12 protein-coding genes are annotated in these 20,425 nt (G+C 37.6%); 10 read left to right on the top strand and 2 right to left on the bottom strand.

Annotated elements, in window-relative coordinates; translation table 11 throughout:
- Nucleotides 1–71: 71 nt before the first annotated feature.
- The 4 genes from BGO84_RS15495 (at nucleotide 72) to BGO84_RS15480 (ending at nucleotide 6,039) form a co-directional block, all read left to right on the top strand.
- The gene (locus BGO84_RS15495) at nucleotides 72–404 is read left to right on the top strand and encodes a hypothetical protein (protein WP_291030547.1); all 333 of its coding nucleotides are present in this window, start codon (nucleotides 72–74) and stop codon (nucleotides 402–404) included.
- Between the two features lie 93 nt (nucleotides 405–497).
- A complete protein-coding gene (locus BGO84_RS15490; RefSeq protein WP_291030545.1) occupies nucleotides 498–1,733 on the top strand; it encodes an efflux RND transporter periplasmic adaptor subunit in 1,236 nt (411 codons plus the stop codon).
- Nucleotides 1,734–1,750: 17 nt separating this feature from the next.
- A complete protein-coding gene (locus tag BGO84_RS15485; RefSeq protein ID WP_291030543.1) occupies nucleotides 1,751–4,849 on the top strand; it encodes an efflux RND transporter permease subunit in 3,099 nt (1,032 codons plus the stop codon).
- 17 nt (nucleotides 4,850–4,866) lie between these two features.
- Nucleotides 4,867–6,039, top strand: a complete 1,173-nt coding sequence (locus tag BGO84_RS15480) for a TolC family protein (RefSeq protein WP_291030541.1) — start codon at nucleotides 4,867–4,869, stop codon at nucleotides 6,037–6,039.
- Nucleotides 6,040–6,120: 81 nt separating this feature from the next.
- Here BGO84_RS15480 and BGO84_RS15475 read toward each other — a convergent pair whose 3' ends face one another.
- Nucleotides 6,121–6,948: an ROK family protein gene (locus tag BGO84_RS15475; protein ID WP_291030539.1), complete on the bottom strand. Its 828-nt coding sequence runs from the start codon at nucleotides 6,946–6,948 to the stop codon at nucleotides 6,121–6,123.
- Between the two features lie 164 nt (nucleotides 6,949–7,112).
- On the opposite strand from BGO84_RS15475, the gene BGO84_RS15470 reads away from it, so the two are divergent.
- The 6 genes from BGO84_RS15470 to BGO84_RS15445 all read left to right on the top strand — a co-directional run bounded on the left by BGO84_RS15470 (nucleotide 7,113) and on the right by BGO84_RS15445 (nucleotide 19,531).
- Complete coding sequence (locus tag BGO84_RS15470) at nucleotides 7,113–9,941, top strand: triple tyrosine motif-containing protein (RefSeq protein ID WP_291030537.1); 2,829 nt, start codon at nucleotides 7,113–7,115, stop codon at nucleotides 9,939–9,941.
- Between the two features lie 302 nt (nucleotides 9,942–10,243).
- On the top strand, nucleotides 10,244–13,291 hold the full coding sequence (locus BGO84_RS15465) for a TonB-dependent receptor (protein WP_252636623.1): 3,048 nt from the start codon (nucleotides 10,244–10,246) through the stop codon (nucleotides 13,289–13,291).
- Between the two features lie 19 nt (nucleotides 13,292–13,310).
- Complete coding sequence (locus BGO84_RS15460; RefSeq protein WP_291030535.1) at nucleotides 13,311–14,831, top strand: RagB/SusD family nutrient uptake outer membrane protein; 1,521 nt, start codon at nucleotides 13,311–13,313, stop codon at nucleotides 14,829–14,831.
- A gap of 108 nt (nucleotides 14,832–14,939) precedes the next feature.
- Nucleotides 14,940–17,237 (top strand): beta-glucosidase BglX, encoded by a 2,298-nt coding sequence (bglX, locus tag BGO84_RS15455; protein ID WP_291030533.1) that lies wholly within the window; start codon nucleotides 14,940–14,942, stop codon nucleotides 17,235–17,237.
- 72 nt (nucleotides 17,238–17,309) lie between these two features.
- Nucleotides 17,310–18,671 carry a glucoamylase family protein gene (locus tag BGO84_RS15450; protein ID WP_291030531.1) on the top strand — a complete coding sequence of 454 codons (1,362 nt, stop codon included), beginning with the start codon at nucleotides 17,310–17,312 and terminating at the stop codon, nucleotides 18,669–18,671.
- Nucleotides 18,672–18,766: 95 nt separating this feature from the next.
- Complete coding sequence (locus BGO84_RS15445; RefSeq protein WP_291030529.1) at nucleotides 18,767–19,531, top strand: PHB depolymerase family esterase; 765 nt, start codon at nucleotides 18,767–18,769, stop codon at nucleotides 19,529–19,531.
- 112 nt (nucleotides 19,532–19,643) lie between these two features.
- On the opposite strand, the gene BGO84_RS15440 is transcribed toward BGO84_RS15445, so the two are convergent.
- The gene (locus BGO84_RS15440) at nucleotides 19,644–20,423 is read right to left on the bottom strand and encodes a prephenate dehydrogenase/arogenate dehydrogenase family protein (protein ID WP_006842521.1); all 780 of its coding nucleotides are present in this window, start codon (nucleotides 20,421–20,423) and stop codon (nucleotides 19,644–19,646) included.
- Nucleotides 20,424–20,425 lie beyond the last annotated feature (2 nt).

The following is a 20,425-nucleotide window of genomic DNA, read 5'->3' as shown; positions in this document are numbered from 1 at the left end:
TTAACGAATATTTATGCCTAGTCCACAACTTTTAGGGAAGAGCCGTTATCTGTTTTTCTCTTGAGGAAATTATGCATCGACATCATTGCTCCGATCAGCAAGATGATAGCCATAACTGTTGTGAACAACACAAAAAAGGATGTCATCATCAGGCGCATACAGAAGATTGTAATCTTCAGGAATTAATACTTCGTCAACAAGATAATACGCATGATGACATATTGCCATGTGCAAACTGTCTTTCTCTTGCCTATATATTATACTCACTCAATGAGTTTTATTTAGAAGCTCCACAATTTGGGGAACGCTTCAGGCAAAAGCCTTATTTAGTAAGCTATACGCCACCTTTTGTAGGCTCCATAAAAAGCCTGCGTGCACCTCCTGTATCTTATTTCTTAGCATAATTTCTCAAATAGAGAAGTTTGAATTTTTATAGTGACAGTTTCTAAAACTGCCTATAATTGTTTTTTGTTTATTCAAGTTTAAGAAATAAGAATATGAAAAAATATATAATATATATCGCTTGTTTGCTTGCGATGCTTTGGGGGTGCAACTCTAAACAAAAAGCAGATACTTATACAGAACAAAATAAAGAATCTCACGCAGGACATAATCATTCTGAAGAAGAAGGAGCTCACTCTCACGCAGAAGGGGAGGAGTGTGATCACGATCATGCGGAAGATGAAGATTCTCATGATAAAGAAGCCCATGGAGAAGAAATCGTATTCTCTCCCGAGCAGGCTAAAAAGGCAGGATTGGAAATCGTGAATGTTCAGCCTTCTGCATTTCATCAGGTAATAAAAACGAGTGGACAAATTTTATCTGCACAGGGAGACGAGGTTACAATCTCTGCAACTGCTAATGGGATAGTGTCATTTAATAAGGCTTCGTTGAATGAAGGACTAGCCGTACGTGGTGGAGAGTCGCTTCTAAGTATTTCTTCTAAAAATATAGTGGATGGAGACCCTATAGCAAAAGCGAAGTCTGCATACGAGATTGCTCAGAAGGAATATCAGAGAGCTGAATCTTTGATCGGAAATAAGCTTATTGCCGAAAAAGAATATAACGAGATCAAGCTGAACTACGAAAATGCTAAGGTTGCTTATCATGCTATCGGGCAGAAAACTACAGCTAAGGGCGTGGGAGTCTCAACTCCTATAAGCGGATTTATAAAGACTAAATTGGTTAACGAAGGTCAATACGTGGAAGTAGGGCAAGCCTTAATGACCGTTACGCAAAATAGACGACTGCAACTAAGAGCTGACGTTTCGGAACGTTATTTTAAAGATTTAGGGTCTGTAATATCCGCAAATTTCAAAACGCCTTACGATAAGACGGTTTATACCCTTTCCGCTCTAAATGGGAGGCTGGTGTCGTACGGAAAGTCTTCGTCTAGCCAAGAATACTATGTGCCGGTCAATTTTGAATTTGATAATATCGGTCAAATAATTTCCGGTTCTTATGTTGAAGTCTATCTCTTAGGACAACCGCGTAGCAATGTTATTTCTATACCTGTATCTTCTTTAATCGAAGAACAAGGCCTGTATTTCGTTTATTTGCAATCTCATGATGGTGCTTATAGCAAACAAGAAGTTACTTTGGGAGCAAATGACGGTAATCAAGTGGAAATCTTGTCAGGTCTGAAGAAGGGAGACAAAGTAGTAAGTAAAGGAGCATATCACGTCAAGTTAGCTTCTACATCATCAGCAATCCCTCATGCTCATGAACATTAAATTGAGGAGGAATAGATATGCTGAATAAAATAATACAATTTTCGTTGAACAATCGTCTGATTGTTCTTATCGGTGCTGTTCTCTTATTGGTTGGCGGACTTTATACTGCTAAGAATATGGAGATAGATGTATTTCCAGATCTCAATGCCCCTACTGTAGTGATAATGACAGAGGCGAATGGGATGGCTTCGGAAGAGGTGGAACGCTTGGTCTCTTTTCCTATCGAAACAGCAGTGAATGGTGCTACAGATGTCCGGCGGGTACGTTCGTCATCTACTACAGGTTTCTCTGTTGTATGGGTCGAGTTCGATTGGGGTACAGATATTTATAAAGCTCGGCAGATAGTAACCGAAAAACTAGCTACTCTGGGTGATGCTTTACCCGAGAATATCGGGCAACCCACATTGGGACCACAATCTTCGATACTGGGAGAGGTGATGATTATCGGCCTTACTGCTGACTCTACATCTTTATTAGACCTTCGCACTATTGCCGATTGGACGATTCGTCCACGCTTACTATCTACAGGAGGAGTGGCACAGGTGACAGTTATAGGTGGAGATATCAAAGAATATCAGATATTACTCGATCCGGGGCGTATGAAACATTACGGTGTTACGCTAGATGAAGTGCTACAAGTGACGCGTAATATGAATCAGAATGCATCGGGAGGTGTATTGTATGAGTACGGTAATGAATTTATAGTAAGAGGTGTTCTGCAAAGTGCGGATGTAAAAGAAATAGGCAAAGCTGTTATAAAGAAAGTTGGAGAAAGCCCTATTCTGATCAGCGATGTAGCAGATGTAAAGATAGGAGCAAAAACACCTAAATTAGGTGTCGCTTCCGAAAAAACAAAGTCTGCTGTGTTGCTTACTATAACTAAACAACCCAATACGAATACCATCGAGCTGAGTGAAAAGCTGGATGCTTCTATAGCCGATCTGCAAAAGGGACTTCCTACGGATGTGAAAATATCAACAGATATTTTCCGGCAGGAACGTTTTATTAATAACTCTATTAATAATGTGCAAAAATCCCTTTATGAAGGTTCTATTTTTGTGGTCATCGTGCTGTTCTTGTTTTTGATGAATGGTCGTACAACTTTCATTTCTTTAATGGCTTTACCACTTTCTTTATTAACCTCTATTCTTGCTCTAAAGCTGATGGGCTTAACGATCAATACGATGAGTTTAGGGGGGATGGCTATTGCTATCGGTTCGCTGGTAGACGATGCTATCATAGATGTTGAAAATGTATTTAAGCACTTGAGAGAGAATCGGAAAAAACCAAAGGAGGAACAACAAAGCGTGCTTACTATTGTATTCGAAGCATCGAAAGAAGTCCGTATGCCGATTTTGAATTCAACATTAATTATTGTCGCAAGTTTTACTCCTTTATTTTTCCTTAGCGGTATGGAAGGGCGTATGCTTGTTCCTCTGGGGATAGCTTTTATCGTTGCTCTTTTTGCATCTACAATTATTGCTCTTACAGTAACTCCTGTTTTGTGTAGCTATTTGCTTGCAAATAATAAGAAAGATAAAGGTGAAAAAGAATCTGTATTTGTAGTAAGGCTTAAAGCTATCTATGAAAAAAGCTTACATTGGGCATTAGAGAAACAAAAGATAGTATTGGGAATAACAGGTTTGTTGTTGATTTCGGCTATTACTATCTCTTTCACGTTTGGGCGCAATTTTTTACCGCCATTTAATGAAGGGTCTTTTACTGTAACTGTAAATACCTTACCGGGAATATCATTAGAGGAATCAGATAAGGTAGGAGCAATGGCAGAACAGGCCATTCTTAGCGTTCCTGAAATACAAACGGTAGGACGTAAAACCGGGCGTGCCGAATTGGATGAGCATTCTTTTGGTGTGAATACATCTGAGATTGAAGCACCTTTTGTATTAAAAGATCGTCCTCAAAAAGAGGTGTTAGCCGATCTCAGGAATAAGCTGAATGCCATACCGGGAATTAGTGTGGAAATAGGTCAACCGATATCGCATCGTATCGATCATATGCTTTCGGGCACCAAAGCCAATATTGCCATAAAGATTTTTGGGACAGATCTGAATAAATTATTCTCTCTCGGAAATGAGATCAAGTCGAAGATAGAGGGCATAGACGGTGTTGCCGACTTGAATGTAGAGCAGCAGGTAGAGCGTCCCCAATTAAAGATTGTCCCTAAGCGCGAACTGTTGTCAAAATATGGTATCACCTTACCCGAATTTACTGAGTTTGTAACTACAATGCTTTCAGGTGAAGTTGTTTCTCAGGTTTATGATGCAGGTAAAAGTTTTGACTTGACACTAAAAGTTGACGAGAACTATAAAGATCAAGCCGAGAAGATCAGAAATCTGATGATAGATGCTAACGGGCTTAAAGTCCCATTTGCTTATATTGCAGATATATCATCCTCTACGGGTCCTAATACAATCAACAGGGAGAATGCTCAACGTAAGATTGTCGTGTCGGCAAACGTTGCCGGACGAGATTTGCGAAGTGTTGTAAATGAGATTCAGGATAACTTGGATAACAATATTCAGTTGCCTGAAGGATATCATATTGAATATGGAGGACAGTTTGAAAGTGAACAGGCAGCATCGCAGATATTGCTGATCGCTTCTGTTTTTGCGATTCTTATTATCTTTTTATTGCTTTTCAATCAATTTAGAAGTGTTACACAATCGGCTGTAATTCTTCTTAATCTTCCTCTGGCTCTTATTGGTGGAGTGTATGCTATTCTGTTTACATCCGGAGAGATCAGCATTCCGGCTATTATCGGATTTATATCCTTGTTTGGTATTGCTACGCGAAACGGAATTTTGCTGATGGCTCATTATAACGATTTGGGAAACAAAGGATATTCTGTGAATAAGAGTATATTGCAAGGATCGCTTGATCGTTTGAATCCTATTTTGATGACAGCTTTGTCTTCGGGACTGGCTTTGATACCTCTGGCTGTACAAGGAAGTTTGCCTGGTAATGAAATTCAGAGTCCTATGGCTAAGGTTATTTTGGGCGGACTACTAACTTCAACCATGTTGAATATGTACATTGTGCCGATTATATACAGAATGCTGAAAAATAGAAAGGCTGTAAAGGAAGAGATTGTTTAATAAAAGAGTTATAATTTATGAAACCAATAATATATATTCTTTTGTCGGTGCTAGCTCTCAGTGCACACGCTCAAAGCTCGTTCGATAATGTATTGAAAGAGATAGAAATGAATAATACAACGCTGAAAGCCTATCGCGAGAAAGCTAATGCTGATAAGATAGGGAACAAAACAGGCATAAACATGGCTAATCCCGAAGTGGAATTCGGTTATCTGTGGGGAAATCCCTCCGGAGAAGGTAACCGTGTAGACCTTAATGTAACCCAGTCGTTTGATTTTCCTACAGCATATCGCTATAAGACACAATTGTCTGATGGAAAAAACCAACAGGTAGATATGATCTATGATCAACAGAAAGTGGAGATCTTGCAACAGGCTCGCTTAATCTGTGTAGAACTGGTTTATCAAACGAAGATGAACAAGATACTATCGGATCGACTGAAACAAGCCAGAGAACTGTCTGATGCGTATCAGAAGAGTTTTGATCAGGGAAATATCGATGTTTTGGAGCGTAATAAAACGAAGTTGAACTTACTAAATGCTGAGAAAGCGTTGCAGATCAATGAAGTTGATTTGAATTTATCCAAATCTGAGTTGCAGCGATTGAACGGAGGGTTGGATATCACAGAATTTAATCGTTATTCAGATTTTACCTTCCCTCTCAATTTTATAGAATGGTTTGCAATAGTAAAGGCTAATAATCCTTCTTTGCGTGTAGCCGAACAAGAAGTTGCGTTGAGCAGAAAGCAGGAACAGCTTACAAGAGCTTTGAATCTGCCCAAGATAACAGCGGGGTATGCTAGCGAAAGAGTATCGGGTACAACATTTCAGGGTGTTTCGGTTGGCGTATCCATTCCTTTGTGGGAAGGTAAAAATACAGTGAAGCATCAAAAAGCCCAAACGGTAGCATTGCAGATGCAGCATGAGGACTCTGAGTTACAATTCAGGAATACCTTGAAGAATCAGTATGATAAAGCAAAGAAATTATCTCTGTTGTTAAAAGAGTATGAAGATGCTTTGAGCGTTACCAATAGTCAGGATTTGCTTAAAATGGCATTGGATAAGGGGCAATTATCCCTTATTAATTATCTATTAGAGTTGTCAGTGTATTATGAAACAGTGGATAAGTATCTGGAAACAGAACGAGATTATCAGCTTGCTGTAGCTGAGTTACAGCAGTGGGAGAGATAAGATATTATTCTTTTATTTTTGACGGAGTGAAGAATCTATAATTTATGATTCTTCACTCCGTTCTGTATAATGGCTATTAATTTAGCTTAGGGTTGATGCTCCAAGTATAGCAACATCGTCTACTTTGGATGTATATATCTTCAGGTTCTTTACTGTTTCGGGGTAAGGAAAGCTATCAAGGCTATCCATCATGGCAGGAGCAAAGTATTCGTAAGCGTTGGCTATACTTCCGCCTAAAATAATCACTCGAGGGTCGTAAGCAAAAAGAATTACTTTCATCAGGTCGCCTACATGGTGTCCAAACTGGTTCCATAGAATGATGGAGTCAACGTCTTCATTGGCTTTAGCCTTTTCAAAAGCGTCCTTGCCGGAGATGCCATGTACACGAGTGAAATAAGAGCTACTGCAATAAGATTCATAATCATATTCCAGATAAGGAATACATCCGACCTCGCCGGCACCTGTATTTCCTCCGTTGTATAATTTGCCATCGATAATAATCCCTGAGCCTACACCTGTTCCTAAAGCAACAGCTACTAAATCTTTCGATCCGGCTCCTTCTCCAAAATGATATTCACCCAGAGCAAAACAATTGCAGTCATTATTTACGAAGACCGGGATATTAAATTCTTTTTCTAGTATTTCTTTCAGATGTACTTCTTTCCAAGAGGGGATATTCATCACATTATATACGATACCTTTTTCTGCATCAACCACCGAAGGTACACCTATACCTATACTTTCTATTTCAGGCGATATAATTTGATGAAGCATGTCTGTCAATTGCGTTATAACGACGTCTTCAGGCTGGTCTGCTTTGCATCGCTCCGATATTTTCTTTACAATGACACCATTGTTGACAACACCCATTCTAACATTGGTTCCTCCTAGGTCTATCCCGATTTTCATGATTTTCTGATATTAATTTTTTATTGCATACAAATATAACTTATGAACTTCTAAAGGCAAAACGATTGAAGACATTATATTGACATCCATCTGAAAACAAAATCCATAAAAAAGTAGTATTTTTGATGTCTTAAATAAGAAAGCTCTTTGTAAATTCAACCTGAATGAATAATTTAATGAAATATATCTTTTTATTATTCCTAACCTTCCTTCCTTTCATTTCAATTTCGGCAAATAAACCACATGTTATCAACCTCTCCAAGAACATGTATAGAGCCGATAATAAAAACTGGTCGATAGCGCAAGACGAAAAAGGAATAATGTATTTTGGTAACGACATAGGCTTGTTGGAGTTCGACGGTGTCGAATGGAAGCTAAACCGTATACCTAATTCTCTAATAGCACGTTCGGTGGCAGTTCTTTCGCATCAAACGATTTTTACCGGAAGCTATGAGGAGTTTGGTCGATGGGATAGGGATATCTCAGGGAAATTAGTCTACACTTCTTTAAGTGATCAACTGGATAAAGCTCTTTTTAAAAATGATGATTTCTGGAAGATATGGATTGCGGAAGATTGCGTTTATTTCCAATCTTTTACGTCCATCTATATGTACGACTATAAAACAGTGAAACATGTACCTTTCAATGGAGGCTTCTTGTTATTATCTAAGGTAAGAAATGAATTCTTGGTGCAGCAGATGTTTGGAGCATTGTACCGCCTGAAAGGTGCTACATTAACAAAGATAGAAGGGAGTGAAATCTTTACGAATACAGATGTTAGGGTTATATTGCCATATTCAACAGATAAATATCTTATAGGTACATCCACAAAAGGAATGTATATTTATGATGGGAGCACGTTTAAACAATGGAACTCTGCCATATCGTCTGTATTAAGTTCTGCAGAGCTTAATTGCGGTATATTGTCTTCGAAGGGTGTTTATTTTTTCGGAACTATATTAGATGGTATTTATCAGGTTGACGAAAATGGTAATATATTAGATCATCTATCTACTATAAACACTCTCCAGAATAATACGGTGCTATCCCTCTATGAAGACAATATAGGCAATGTGTGGGCTGCTCTGGATAAAGGTATCTCTTATATACAGCATATAGAGAATATGGACTGCTATATCGATAAAGGAGGGAAAACTGGTGCGGTATATGGTGGTGCTCTGTGGAATGATAAATTGTTTGTTGCTACCAATCAGGGTGTGTTTTACATAGCTGCTGAAGATCTGAAAAAGCCGGAAGCTCTGTCTAACATGAAACTGATAAATGGAACACAAGGACAAGTCTGGACATTAAAAGTTGTGAATGGAAAGCTATACTGTTGCCACAACAAAGGTCTAAAAATGATAAATAGTAACCTTTCGGTTTCAGATGTGTTTGATATACATACGGGTGTCTACAACATCATGGAAGCAAAATATAAAGAGAAAGACTTGCTTTTTCTTTCTACCTATCAATCTCTAAAAATTGTAGATCCCGCTACAAATAAGGTTTATGTGCCGAAGCAGATATCAGAGCCGATAATTAATGCGGATATTGATCATATCGGTAATATATGGCTAGAACATGCTAATAGAGGTATTTATAGGTGTAAACTCGGAGAAGATCTCTCGGGCTTTGAAACATTCTCATATTACGGAGGAAGTAATAAAGATGGATTCCCATACAAAATGAAAATGTTTAAGGTAGGGGGACGTATTGTTTTACTTGGAAATAATGAGTTTTATACCTACGATGATATTTCAAATAAAATAGTGCCGAATACAATACTGAATGATTGCTTTAAAAATGTAAAGAACCTAAAGCAAATTGTACATATTCGTGGAAATCTATTTTGGGCACTTACGGATGCTTCGATTTATAAATTCTCGTATGATGGCTATGAGGCATCTATTCTCGAAAGCTACAACTTAGGAATGAACTTATCATTGGTAAACGCATACGAAAATGTGTCTATTCTGAATGATTCATTGAGCCTTGTCTGTTTGGATAATGGGTTTATGATATACAATAAAGAACATGTTGTAAAAAAAGACCTTCAAAATAAATTACCTCTTCCATATTTAAGAATGTTGGGAACAACAAATGGTTATGGCGATTACGAATATAAGAATCTTGCTCAATTAGCTAAGATATCATATAACTATAATACTGTAACCTTTGGCTTTTCGGCAGAAAATGCATTTTCATCTAATTTCTCATTTCAGTATATGTTGCAGGGGGTAGATAATGATTGGTCTCTACCGCAAAAGGTGAATGGTGCTCAGTATGCTCGTCTACCTGAGGGTAAGTATGTCTTTATGGTACGTACAGTAGATAATCTCGGACATTATTCCGAATCTATATCTTATGAGTTTGAAATATTGCCGCCTTGGTATCAGACTATTTGGGCGTATATGTTTTATATTCTTGCTTTTTTCTTTGTCATGTATATCATCTGGATGCTTATATTAAGACGATATCGAAACTTGCATCTTCAAAAGATCAGACATAGAGAAACCCGACGCTTGAAAATGTTGGCCGGGGAGTTGCAGCAAGAAGTGGAACAAAAGAGTGCCGAACTTCTTACTCAAACATCTTTTATTATTCAGAAAAATGAACTCATTTTGAAAGTAAAAGATATCATAGATGATTTTTATTCAAAGAATAGAAACAATGCATTGATTCCGTTATCTCAAAAAATAAATGCCTTGCTCAATAGCAATATGAATACGGAAGATGATTGGAAAACATTTTTATTAAAGTTTGAAGAAAAACATACAGGCTTTTTCAGAAAGATGAAAACTCTATACCCTCAGTTAACGAATAATGATCTTAGGCTTTGTGCTTGTTTGAAACTAAATTTGGAAACAAAGGAGATTGCTTCTTTAATGAATTTATCTATTAGAGCCGTTGAAAATAGTCGTTATAGACTAAGAAAAAAGTTAAATATTCTTCCTTCCCAAAACTTGAATGAGTTTTTTCTGAATATAGATTAACTATTGTAATTTATTGTTTGTTATATTATTATGATTGTTTGAGAGGTAAAAGTGAGGTGGTGGTATTGTTAAAAGAGGAGAGGGTGTATTCACGGTGTATTAACTTTTAGAAACACTCTGTCTATAAACTCTAATTTTGACACAAATCTAATATCATACGCACAGAAAGAACAATCATAACTTAGCCGTTACTGGAAAATACGATCACTTTTTAGTTCTTCTTTTCTGTCGTTCATAGTAGATTTTATTTGAAAATATGTGTTTAAATAAAAAGTAAGACTATGAAAATTAAACCTAAAAAAATGAAAAGTTCAGCTGCTCTCATGCGGAGAATTTTTTTCTTCACTTGTTTTCTTTTGGCAAGCGTGACGACTATTTATGCGCAGACCAAAACAATCTCGGGTAAGGTTGTGGATCAAGCGAATGAGCCTCTAATCGGAGTTAGTGTTCTGGTACAAGGTACAACAAACGGAACAATAACAGATATAGATGGTATGTATTCTCTTTCTGCAAAACAAGGAGATGTTCTTGTGTTTTCTTATTTGGGAATGAAATCTCAATCAGTTACTGTAGGTGCCCAGAATGCGATAAACGTAGTATTGGAAGATGACGCCAAAATGCTAACGGAAACAGTCGTAATTGGTTATGGTACAGCAAAGAAAAGAGACTTGACCGGGTCCATAGCTAGTATTAAAGCTGAGGATATAGCAAACCGTCCATCTGCAAACCCATTAGCTTCTTTGCAAGGAAAAGTAGCGGGGGTACAGGTCGTAAATACAGGTATTGCCGGACAAGATCCCGAAATTCGTATTCGTGGAACAAATTCAATTAACGGATATAAGCCGCTATATGTAGTTGATGGATTATTCAACGATAACATTAGCTTCTTGAATGCTGCCGACATCGAATCAATGGAAATATTGAAAGACCCTTCATCATTGGCTATCTTTGGTGTACGTGGTGCAAATGGTGTTATTATTGTTACTACTAAAAAAGCGAAAGAAGGTCAGACATTGGTAAATATCAATACTTCTTTTGGTTTTAAATCGGTAGTAGATAAAATCAAAATGGCGAATGCTGCACAGTTTAAAGAACTTTATTCAGAGCAGTTAGCAAACCAAGGAGCAAGTCCTTTCGATTATACAAACTGGACTGCTGATACAGATTGGCAAGATGAAATATTCCAAACAGGATTTATTACCAATAACAATATTAGTATAACATCTTCTAGCGAAAGGAATAAGTTCTATATGGGTGTTGGATATACTTCAGAAGAAGGAACTTTGAAACACGAACAATTCAGTAAGGTAACTATCAATCTGAGCAGTGATTACACTATCACTAAAGCATTTAAAGTTGGATTCCAATTTAATGGTGCTCGTTCAACTCCTCTTAATACTTCTACCAGCTTATATACAGATGCTGTGAAAAGAGCTTTATATGCAGCACCTATCGGATCTCCTTATAATGAAAAAGAAGGTTTGTATAATACATTGCCTAGTTTCCAAAAAAATGAAGTGTCAAATCCGATGACTATTGTTGAATTACAAAAGGATATGAACAAAGTAATTGATTACAGAGCATCCGGTAATGTATATGGAGATCTTACTTTCTTGAAGAACTTCAATTTCCGTGTAATGTATTCATTAGATTACAAATCTTATGATAGCAGATTATACACACCTAAGAGAACTATATTCGATGTTGATACTCAACAACCTGTGGTTATGGGAGATGGGAAAACTGCTGTGCAGCAACAAAAAACAAATGAAACAAAAGTTCAAAGTGATTATTTGTTGACTTATACAAATAGCTTTAACAATCATAATATTACAGCTACAGCCGGTTTTACAACATACTATAACAACTTGTCCAGCCTTACCGGAAAACGTGGTGAAGGAAACGGACTTCCTATCGCGAATGACCCTGACAAATGGTTTGTAAGCATCGGTGATGCAAATGCAGCATCTGCCGAAAGTACACAATGGGAACGCTCAACTGTTTCATTCTTGGCAAGGGGATTGTATAATTATAAAAATAAATACCTGTTCAACGGATCGTTCCGTCGTGATGGATCTTCAGGATTCTTCTATACTGGCAACGAATGGCAAAATTTCTACTCTTTAGGTGCTGGTTGGGTAATAACAGAAGAGGATTTTATGAAAGATTTCACTTTTCTTGATTACTTGAAGCTTAAAGGATCATGGGGTACTCTAGGAAACCAAAATATGGATAGAGTTTATCCTGCAGAACCAGTACTTCTAAACACTTCTAACGCTATTTTTGGTGATAATATAATACCGGGATATGAAATCGCATATCTTCCAAATCCAAACTTGAGATGGGAAAAAATTGAAGCTTGGGAAGCTGGATTTGAAGCTTATTTCTTGAAGAACAGACTAAATTTCGAAGGTGTTTATTATAAGAAGAAAACTAAAGATCTTTTGGCTGAAGTACCAGGAATAACAGGTACCAGACCCGGTTTAGGAAACCTTGGAGCTTTGGAAAATAAAGGTGTTGAATTATCACTTTCATGGAATGATAAAATTGGTTCTGATTGGAGATATAGTGTAAGTGGAAACTTGACAACAATAAAGAATAAAGTATTGTCATTGGTGCAGAACGGATATACTATTACTGATGGAACATCAGGTCTTCCAATGATGTCTTATACACAAGCCGGTTATCCAATTGGTTATTTCTATGGATATAAAGTAGAGGGTGTATATCAAAATCAGACAGAAATAGATAACTCTCCTACAAATAAATTAACAAAAGTATTACCGGGAGACCTTAAGTTTAAAGATGTAAATGGAGATGGTGAAATTACTACTGCAGACAGAACAATGATTGGTAATCCTACTCCTGATTTCACTTACGGACTTTCTGTAAATGTAGGATACAAGAATTTTGACTTGTCTGTTGACATGATGGGTGTATATGGTAATGAAATTTATCGCACATGGAATATTTTTGAATGGTCTCAGTTTAACTATTTGGAATCGAAGATGGGTAGATGGCATGGAGAAGGCACATCTAACACAGAACCTATTTTGAATAGAAAACGTGCGATAAATGGTAAAGATTATCCATCTGATTATTTCGTCGAAGACGGTAGTTTCTTCCGTATCAGAAATATTCAATTGGGTTATACTTTCGGAGCAGATATGTTGAAGAAATTAAGAATGAGATCTTTGAGAGTATATATAAATGCTCAAAATCCTAAAACATGGAAAAATAATACAGGCTATTCTCCAGAAATAGGAGGTTCGGCAACAGCATTTGGTATCGATGCTAATCCGTATCCAATGCCTGCGGTTTATACATTTGGTTTAAATCTTACATTTTAATAGATAAAAACAATATATTATGAAACGAATATTTAATAAATATATATATGCCGCTATAATTGCTGCTTTAGCATTATCGGTTATCAGCTGTAATGATTTTCTTGACAAAAGTCCTCAAGGAAGTTTTACTGAGGATGACGATACTAGTGGTGGTGTAGAAGCAAAAATCTTTGGTGTTTACTCAAAAATGAGAAGTTATAATATAACTGCCGGGATTCCTGCATTTGCAGTGCACATGTTCCGTTCCGAAGATTCTGAAAAAGGAAGTACTGAGAATGATGGACCAGATAACGCCAGATTTTGGGATGATTTTGAATACACAGCATCTAATGGTATATTAGGAACTTACTGGAATCATAATTATTCGATAATTCATGACTGTAACTCTACTATAGATACTATACAGAAATTGAATAATAGTGACCTTAGAAGCTTGGAAGCAGAAGCTAAATTCTTTAGAGCTTATTGCTATTTCAACTTGGTGAGAGCATGGGGAGAAGTTCCTAAAATAGACTTTAAAATAAAAGATGCATCACAGGCTAATATCCCGAAAAGCTCTGCTGCTGAGATTTATGCATTAATTGATGCGGACCTTACTTTTGCTGAAGCAAATTTACCTCAATCTTGGCAAGCTAAATATACAGGCCGTTTAACATGGGGTGCTGCCAAATCGTTACATGCCAGAACGTATATGATGCGTAACGACTGGGGAAATATGCTTGCTGCATCTAAAGAAGTTATCAATTCAGGAATCTATAATCTGAATACATCTGTTGATCAGGTGTTTACTGATGCAGGAGAGAACTGTGGCGAATCAATTTTTGAACTGCAATGTACTGCTACTGCGGCAATGCCTGCAAGTACGGCTATCGGTAGCCAGTTTTGTCAGGTGCAAGGTGTGAGAGGTGCAGGACAATGGAATCTTGGCTGGGGTTGGCATATGGCAACAAAAGAGTTAGGTACAGCTTTCGAGCCTGGAGATCCACGTAAAGATGCTACACTTCTGTATTTCAGAAAACCGGGTGCAGCTATCACTCCTGAAAATACAAATAAGCCATATGGCGAGTCTCCTGAATCATCTGCAATGGGTGCATACTTTAATAAAAAAGCATACACAAATCCTGCGATGAGAGCTAAATATACAAGAGAAGGATTCTGGGTTAATATACGCATTATCCGTTATCCGGATGTTATTCTTATGGCTGCAGAAGCCGCAAATGAATTAGATCAGACTGAAGATGCTTTGAAATATTTGGAAATGGTAAGATCTCATGCGAGAGGAGCTAGCACCAGTATATTGCCAAAGGTTACTACAGAAGATCAGGTGGAATTGAGAAAAGCTATTCAGCGTGAAAGAAGAGTTGAATTAGCTTTAGAACCAGACCGTTTTTATGACTTAGTACGTTGGGGTACTGCTAAAGAAGTATTACATGCAGCAGGTAAAACAAATTATCAAGATAAGCATGCATTACTCCCGGTTCCTCAATCGGAAATCGATAAATCAAATGGCGTTTTAAAACAAAACCCCAACTATCAATAAGGTTTATTAGGTTATCACATTTTTAATAGTAAGGGCTAGACAATTAGCCTTTACTAGTTTTAGGCAAGAAATAATTAGAGTTAAGGTATAACTGAAATTTAAGGTAAAATGACTGTAAGACAATTATTATTGGTCTTCTTGGCCTTCTTTGCTATCTCGGGCAATATATTGGCACAAGGGAAAGATCCAAAGATGGATAAGTTTATCAATGATTTAATGAGTAAGATGACGCTGGAAGAGAAAATCGGACAGCTTAATCTGCCTAGTTCCGGAGATATAACCACCGGACAGGCTAAAAGCAGTAATATAGCTGAAAAAATTAAGAAAGGGCAAGTAGGTGGTTTATTCAATATAAAAGGTGTTGAGAAAATTAAAGAAGTTCAACGCATTGCAGTAGAACAGAGTCGTCTAAAAATTCCGTTAATATTTGGAATGGACGTAATTCACGGATACGAAACTGTATTTCCAATTCCTTTGGGGATGGCTGCTACATGGGATATGGCTGCTGTAGAGCAATCTGCTCGTATCGCTGCAATAGAAGCAAGTGCCGATGGTATTTGCTGGACATTCAGCCCAATGGTTGATATTTCAAGAGATCCTCGTTGGGGACGTTTTTCGGAAGGGAATGGAGAAGATCCTTTTCTTGGAGGACAAATCGCAAAAGCGATGGTTCGCGGATATCAGGGAGTAGGAGAGAACATGTATAAATCTAACTCCAATATTATGGCTTGTGTTAAACACTATGCGCTGTATGGTGCAGGTGAAGCAGGTCGCGACTATAATACGGTAGATATGAGTCGTATACGTATGTTTAATGAATATATGTACCCTTATCAGGCTGCAGTAGAGGCAGGTGTGGGGAGCGTAATGGCTTCGTTTAATGAAGTGGACGGAGTTCCGGCTACAGCTAACAAATGGTTGATGACAGATGTATTGCGTAAGCAATGGGGGTTTAACGGGTTTGTAGTTACAGATTATACCGGAATAAGTGAAATGATAGATCACGGAATTGGTGATTTGCAAACCGTTTCGGCTCGTGCCTTAAAGGCCGGAATCGATATGGATATGGTAAGTGAAGGCTTGGCTACAGTTGGTAAGTCTCTTAAAGAAGGAAAAGTTACGCAAGCCGAAATAGATCAGGCTTGTCGCCGTGTGTTGGAAGCTAAATATAAATTGGGATTATTTGCAGATCCATATAAATATTGCGATGTAAATCGTGCAAAAAAAGAAATATACACAGCTGAAAATCGTGCTGTTGCTCGTAAGATAGCTTCAGAAAGTTTTGTTTTGCTTAAAAATGCAAATAATACATTGCCTTTGAAAAAAGGTGGAACTATAGCAGTGGTTGGCCCTTTGGCAAACACACGCTCTAATATGCCCGGAACATGGAGTGTTGCTGTAGACCTTACTAAACCCGCAACCGTAGTTGAAGGTATCCAGAAGGTAGCCGGAAGCAATGCTAAGGTTGTGTATGCAAAGGGTAGTCATCTGATAAATGATGCAAAATATGAACAAAATGCAACTATGTTTGGTCGTACATTACATAGAGATCAGGAAACTCGCAGTAATGAAGAAATGCTACAAGAAGCATTACAAATATCAAAGGATGCAGATGTAATCGTTGCAGCATTGGGTGAATCGTCTGAGATGAGTGGAGAATCTAGTTCTCGTACCGAAATTGGTATACCTGATGTACAGAAAGAATTGTTAAGAGAATTATTGAAAACCGGAAAACCTGTCGTCTTGGTATTGTTTACAGGTCGTCCATTGACTTTGACTTGGGAAAATGAAAACGTACCTGCCATTCTTAATGTTTGGTTTGGTGGTTCAGAGGCTGCACATGCTATTGGAGATGTTTTGTTTGGAGATGTCAACCCTAGCGGAAAACTTGTAGCTACTTTCCCTCAGAATGTAGGACAGATACCGCTATTCTACAATCATAAAAATACAGGTCGTCCGTTGCACGAAGGACGATGGTTTGAGAAATTCCGTAGCAACTATTTAGATGTAAGTAACGATCCGTTATATCCGTTTGGATACGGATTAAGCTATACTACATTTAGTTATAGCGACGTTAAATTGAGCTCTACAACACTTGATGCAAAAGGAGAATTAACAGCTTCCGTCACTGTTACAAATACAGGAAAATATGATGGAGCTGAGGTTGTTCAACTTTATATTCGTGACTTGGTTGGTAGTGTTACACGTCCGGTGAAAGAATTGAAAGGCTTTGAAAAAACATTTATAAAAGCAGGGGAAAGTAAAAATGTTAGTTTTAAGATAACTCCTGAGTTATTGAAATTCTACAATTACAACCTCGAATATGTATTTGAAAAAGGTGATTTTGATGTGATGATAGGAGGTAATAGTAGTGATGTTAAATCTGCGAGATTTACATTGAATTAAATGCTCTGAGTCTTGAAAAAGAGACTATGTAATCTTAGTCTCTTTTTCTTGTTTATTATTAAAACAGATAATATGAAAAAAATATATATACCATTCATTTCTATAATGCTTGTTCTAGTGGCTATTAGCTGTAAGGATAAATCCAATAAAGATACTGATGATAGCTCCACAAAGCCAATTGCTATTACAGATGAAGCTCTATTGGATAGTGTTCAGCGCAGGACATTTAATTATTTTTGGGATGGAGCCGAACCTACGAGTGGAATGGCTCGCGAACGCTTTCATGTAGATGGAGTATATCCTCAGAATGATAAAAATGTAGTGACCTCCGGAGGTAGTGGCTTTGGAATAATGGCTATTGTTGCCGGAATAGACAGAGGGTATATAACTCGTGAACAAGGTTTAGAACGGTTTACAAAGATTGTAAACTTTCTCGAAAAAGCAGATTCTTTTCATGGTGTATTTCCACATTGGTGGAATGGTGAGACAGGTGAAGTTAAAGGATTTAGTGATAAGGATAATGGAGGAGACTTAGTTGAAACTTCATTCCTTTTACAAGGTTTATTGACCCTTCATCAGTATTATATAAATGGGTCTGATGCAGAAAAAGCTTTAGCTGTCCGTATTGACAACCTTTGGAAAAATGTGGACTGGAACTGGCATCGCAACGGTCAAAATGTGTTGTATTGGCATTGGAGCCCTAACCATTCATGGGAAATGAATTTTCCTATTCGTGGATATAATGAATGTCTCATCACTTATGTACTGGCTGCATGTTCTCCTACTCATGGTACTCCGGCTGAGGTCTATCATGAAGGTTGGGCAGAAAACGGAAAGATTATTGCTCCTCATCAATTGGAAGGATATAACCTAAATATGCGTTATCAAAGCAATAGCGGAGCAGGCCCTTTATTCTGGGCTCACTACTCATTCTTAGGATTAAATCCTACCGGGCTAAAAGATAAGTATGCTGATTATTATCAGGAAATGAAAAATTATACACTGATAAATAGAGCGTATTGCTTGCGTAACCCAAAAGGTTTTAAAGGTTATGGAGAAGATTGCTGGGGCTTGACTGCTAGTTATTCAGTAAAAGGGTATAGCGCTCACGAGCCAACAGAAGAAGGAGACCTCGGTGTAATAACTCCTACGGCCGCTTTGTCTTCTATTGTGTATACTCCCGAGGAATCAATGAAAGTAATGCGCAAGCTATATCGCATGGGCGATAAGGTTTGGGGGCAATATGGTTTTTATGACGCATTTAGTGAAACAGATAACTGGTATCCACAGCGTTATTTAGCAATAGACCAAGGTACAATAGCTGTGATGATCGAGAACTATCGTTCGCAGTTGCTTTGGAATCTATTTATGAGTCACCCTGATGTTCAAAAGGGGCTTAAGAAACTAGGTTTTGAATCTCCTTCATTGAATTAAAGAGTAATAGAATCAAAAGCAAATAGCATGACAACTCACATGAAGTAAGATGTATTATCGTTATCTTTAATGTCAGTTATTTTAAAATTAAGGTTATGAAAAAAGGTGTTTTATCTTTCATTTTTCTAATTTGTTCTTTATTCAGTTTCGCTCAGTTCAAGAATGCCTCATTCATGTTTGACGGGCATACATTGCCATATCAGATAATGTATCCTGAAAACTATGATGAGTCGAAGCAATATCCATTGGTCGTATTTCTTCATGGAGCAGGAGAGCGAGGTAATGATAATCAGAAGCAATTGACTCATGGTAAGCAGTTCCTTATTGATAATTTTCAGTCTGTTTATCCAGCTATCGTTATAGCACCTCAATGCCCAGCCGATAGTTATTGGGCTAATGTCGTTCGTCACCAGATTGATGATAAAATGACATTGACATTCGGTCTTTCTGATGGAATTACAGAGCCAATGAGTACACTGATTGCTTTGGTGCAAAATTGGCTGACCTCAGGGAAAGTAGACTCCAACCAAGTATATGTAGGTGGTTTGTCAATGGGGGGTATGGGTACATTGGAATTGTTGTGGCGATTGCCTGATACCTTCTCAGCCGCGTTCCCTATTTGTGGAGGTGCTGATTTGAGTAAGCTGCCTTTGTATGCCCACAATACAGCTGTTTGGGTTTTTCATGGCAGTGCCGACTCTGTCGTTCCTGTAGAAAATTCGAGAAATATATATAAGCGTCTCAAAGAATTGGGGTGTGATGCGGAATATACCGAATATGAAGGAGTTAATCATAATAGCTGGGACAATGCCTTTAGAGAAAAAGGACTTGCCTCATGGCTGTTTAAACATAAAAAATAAAAGCTGAATTCAAGGTTTGTTTGGTGTTAGGCGAACTATGGTTGGTAATTGGTGTTATAAGGAGTAGAGACTGCATTAGTATTGTATGACTTTTGCAGTCTCTTTTTATATTCTATTTGTCAGCTATATTCGCTCTTACTTTTGTGAGGAAACTTAGCATTGCTGCACTGTCTTTTTTCTCAATGATTTCTAAAAGATGCTTTAGTTCACCTCGTATACTCTCCACCTGAGCAGGAGTATAAGGGTTGAAGAGAATCTCGGTCAACAAATAATCATCTTCCGACAGAAGCCCTTTTGCAATATTCATGTGACGCTTAAATGTTGTTCCCGGAGCATCTTGATGCTTCATTACCGAAGCAAATACAAGTGTAGACGCAAACGGAATAGAAAGGGAATATGCAATCGTTTCGTCATGTTCTTCGAATGTATACTCGAAAACGTTCAACTTAAGACTGTTATACAAGTCTTTGAAAAATATTTTTCCCCAATGGTTCGATTCCGAAATTACAATTGCGCTCTGTGTACTAAGATCTGTTAAGTTGGCAAATGTAGGGCCAAACATAGGATGGGTAGATGCAAACGGTCTGCCTGTTTTTTTGTAAAACTCTTTTAGTCCCGTCTTTACAGATGCAATATCCGACAATATACAATCTTCATCCAGATATGGCAGTACCATTTCAAATGCCTGAATCGTATATTTCACTGTTGCTGCATTAATAACAATTTCAGGCTTAAAGTCCCTTATCTCTTCGGGATTGCTCATTCTGACTACATTATAAACAAATCGTAGCCGTTTGGGATCAATGTCAAATATAGCAACTTCGTGATCGAAACTTAATACATCAGTAAAGAAGGAGCCCATTTTTCCGGCTCCTAATATTAATATCTTCATAT

This window comes from Dysgonomonas sp. 37-18 (assembly GCF_001899125.1).
GTDB lineage: Bacteria > Bacteroidota > Bacteroidia > Bacteroidales > Dysgonomonadaceae > Dysgonomonas.
Note: the sequence above shows the minus strand (reverse complement) of the source record. Positions and strands in the feature narration are given on the sequence as shown.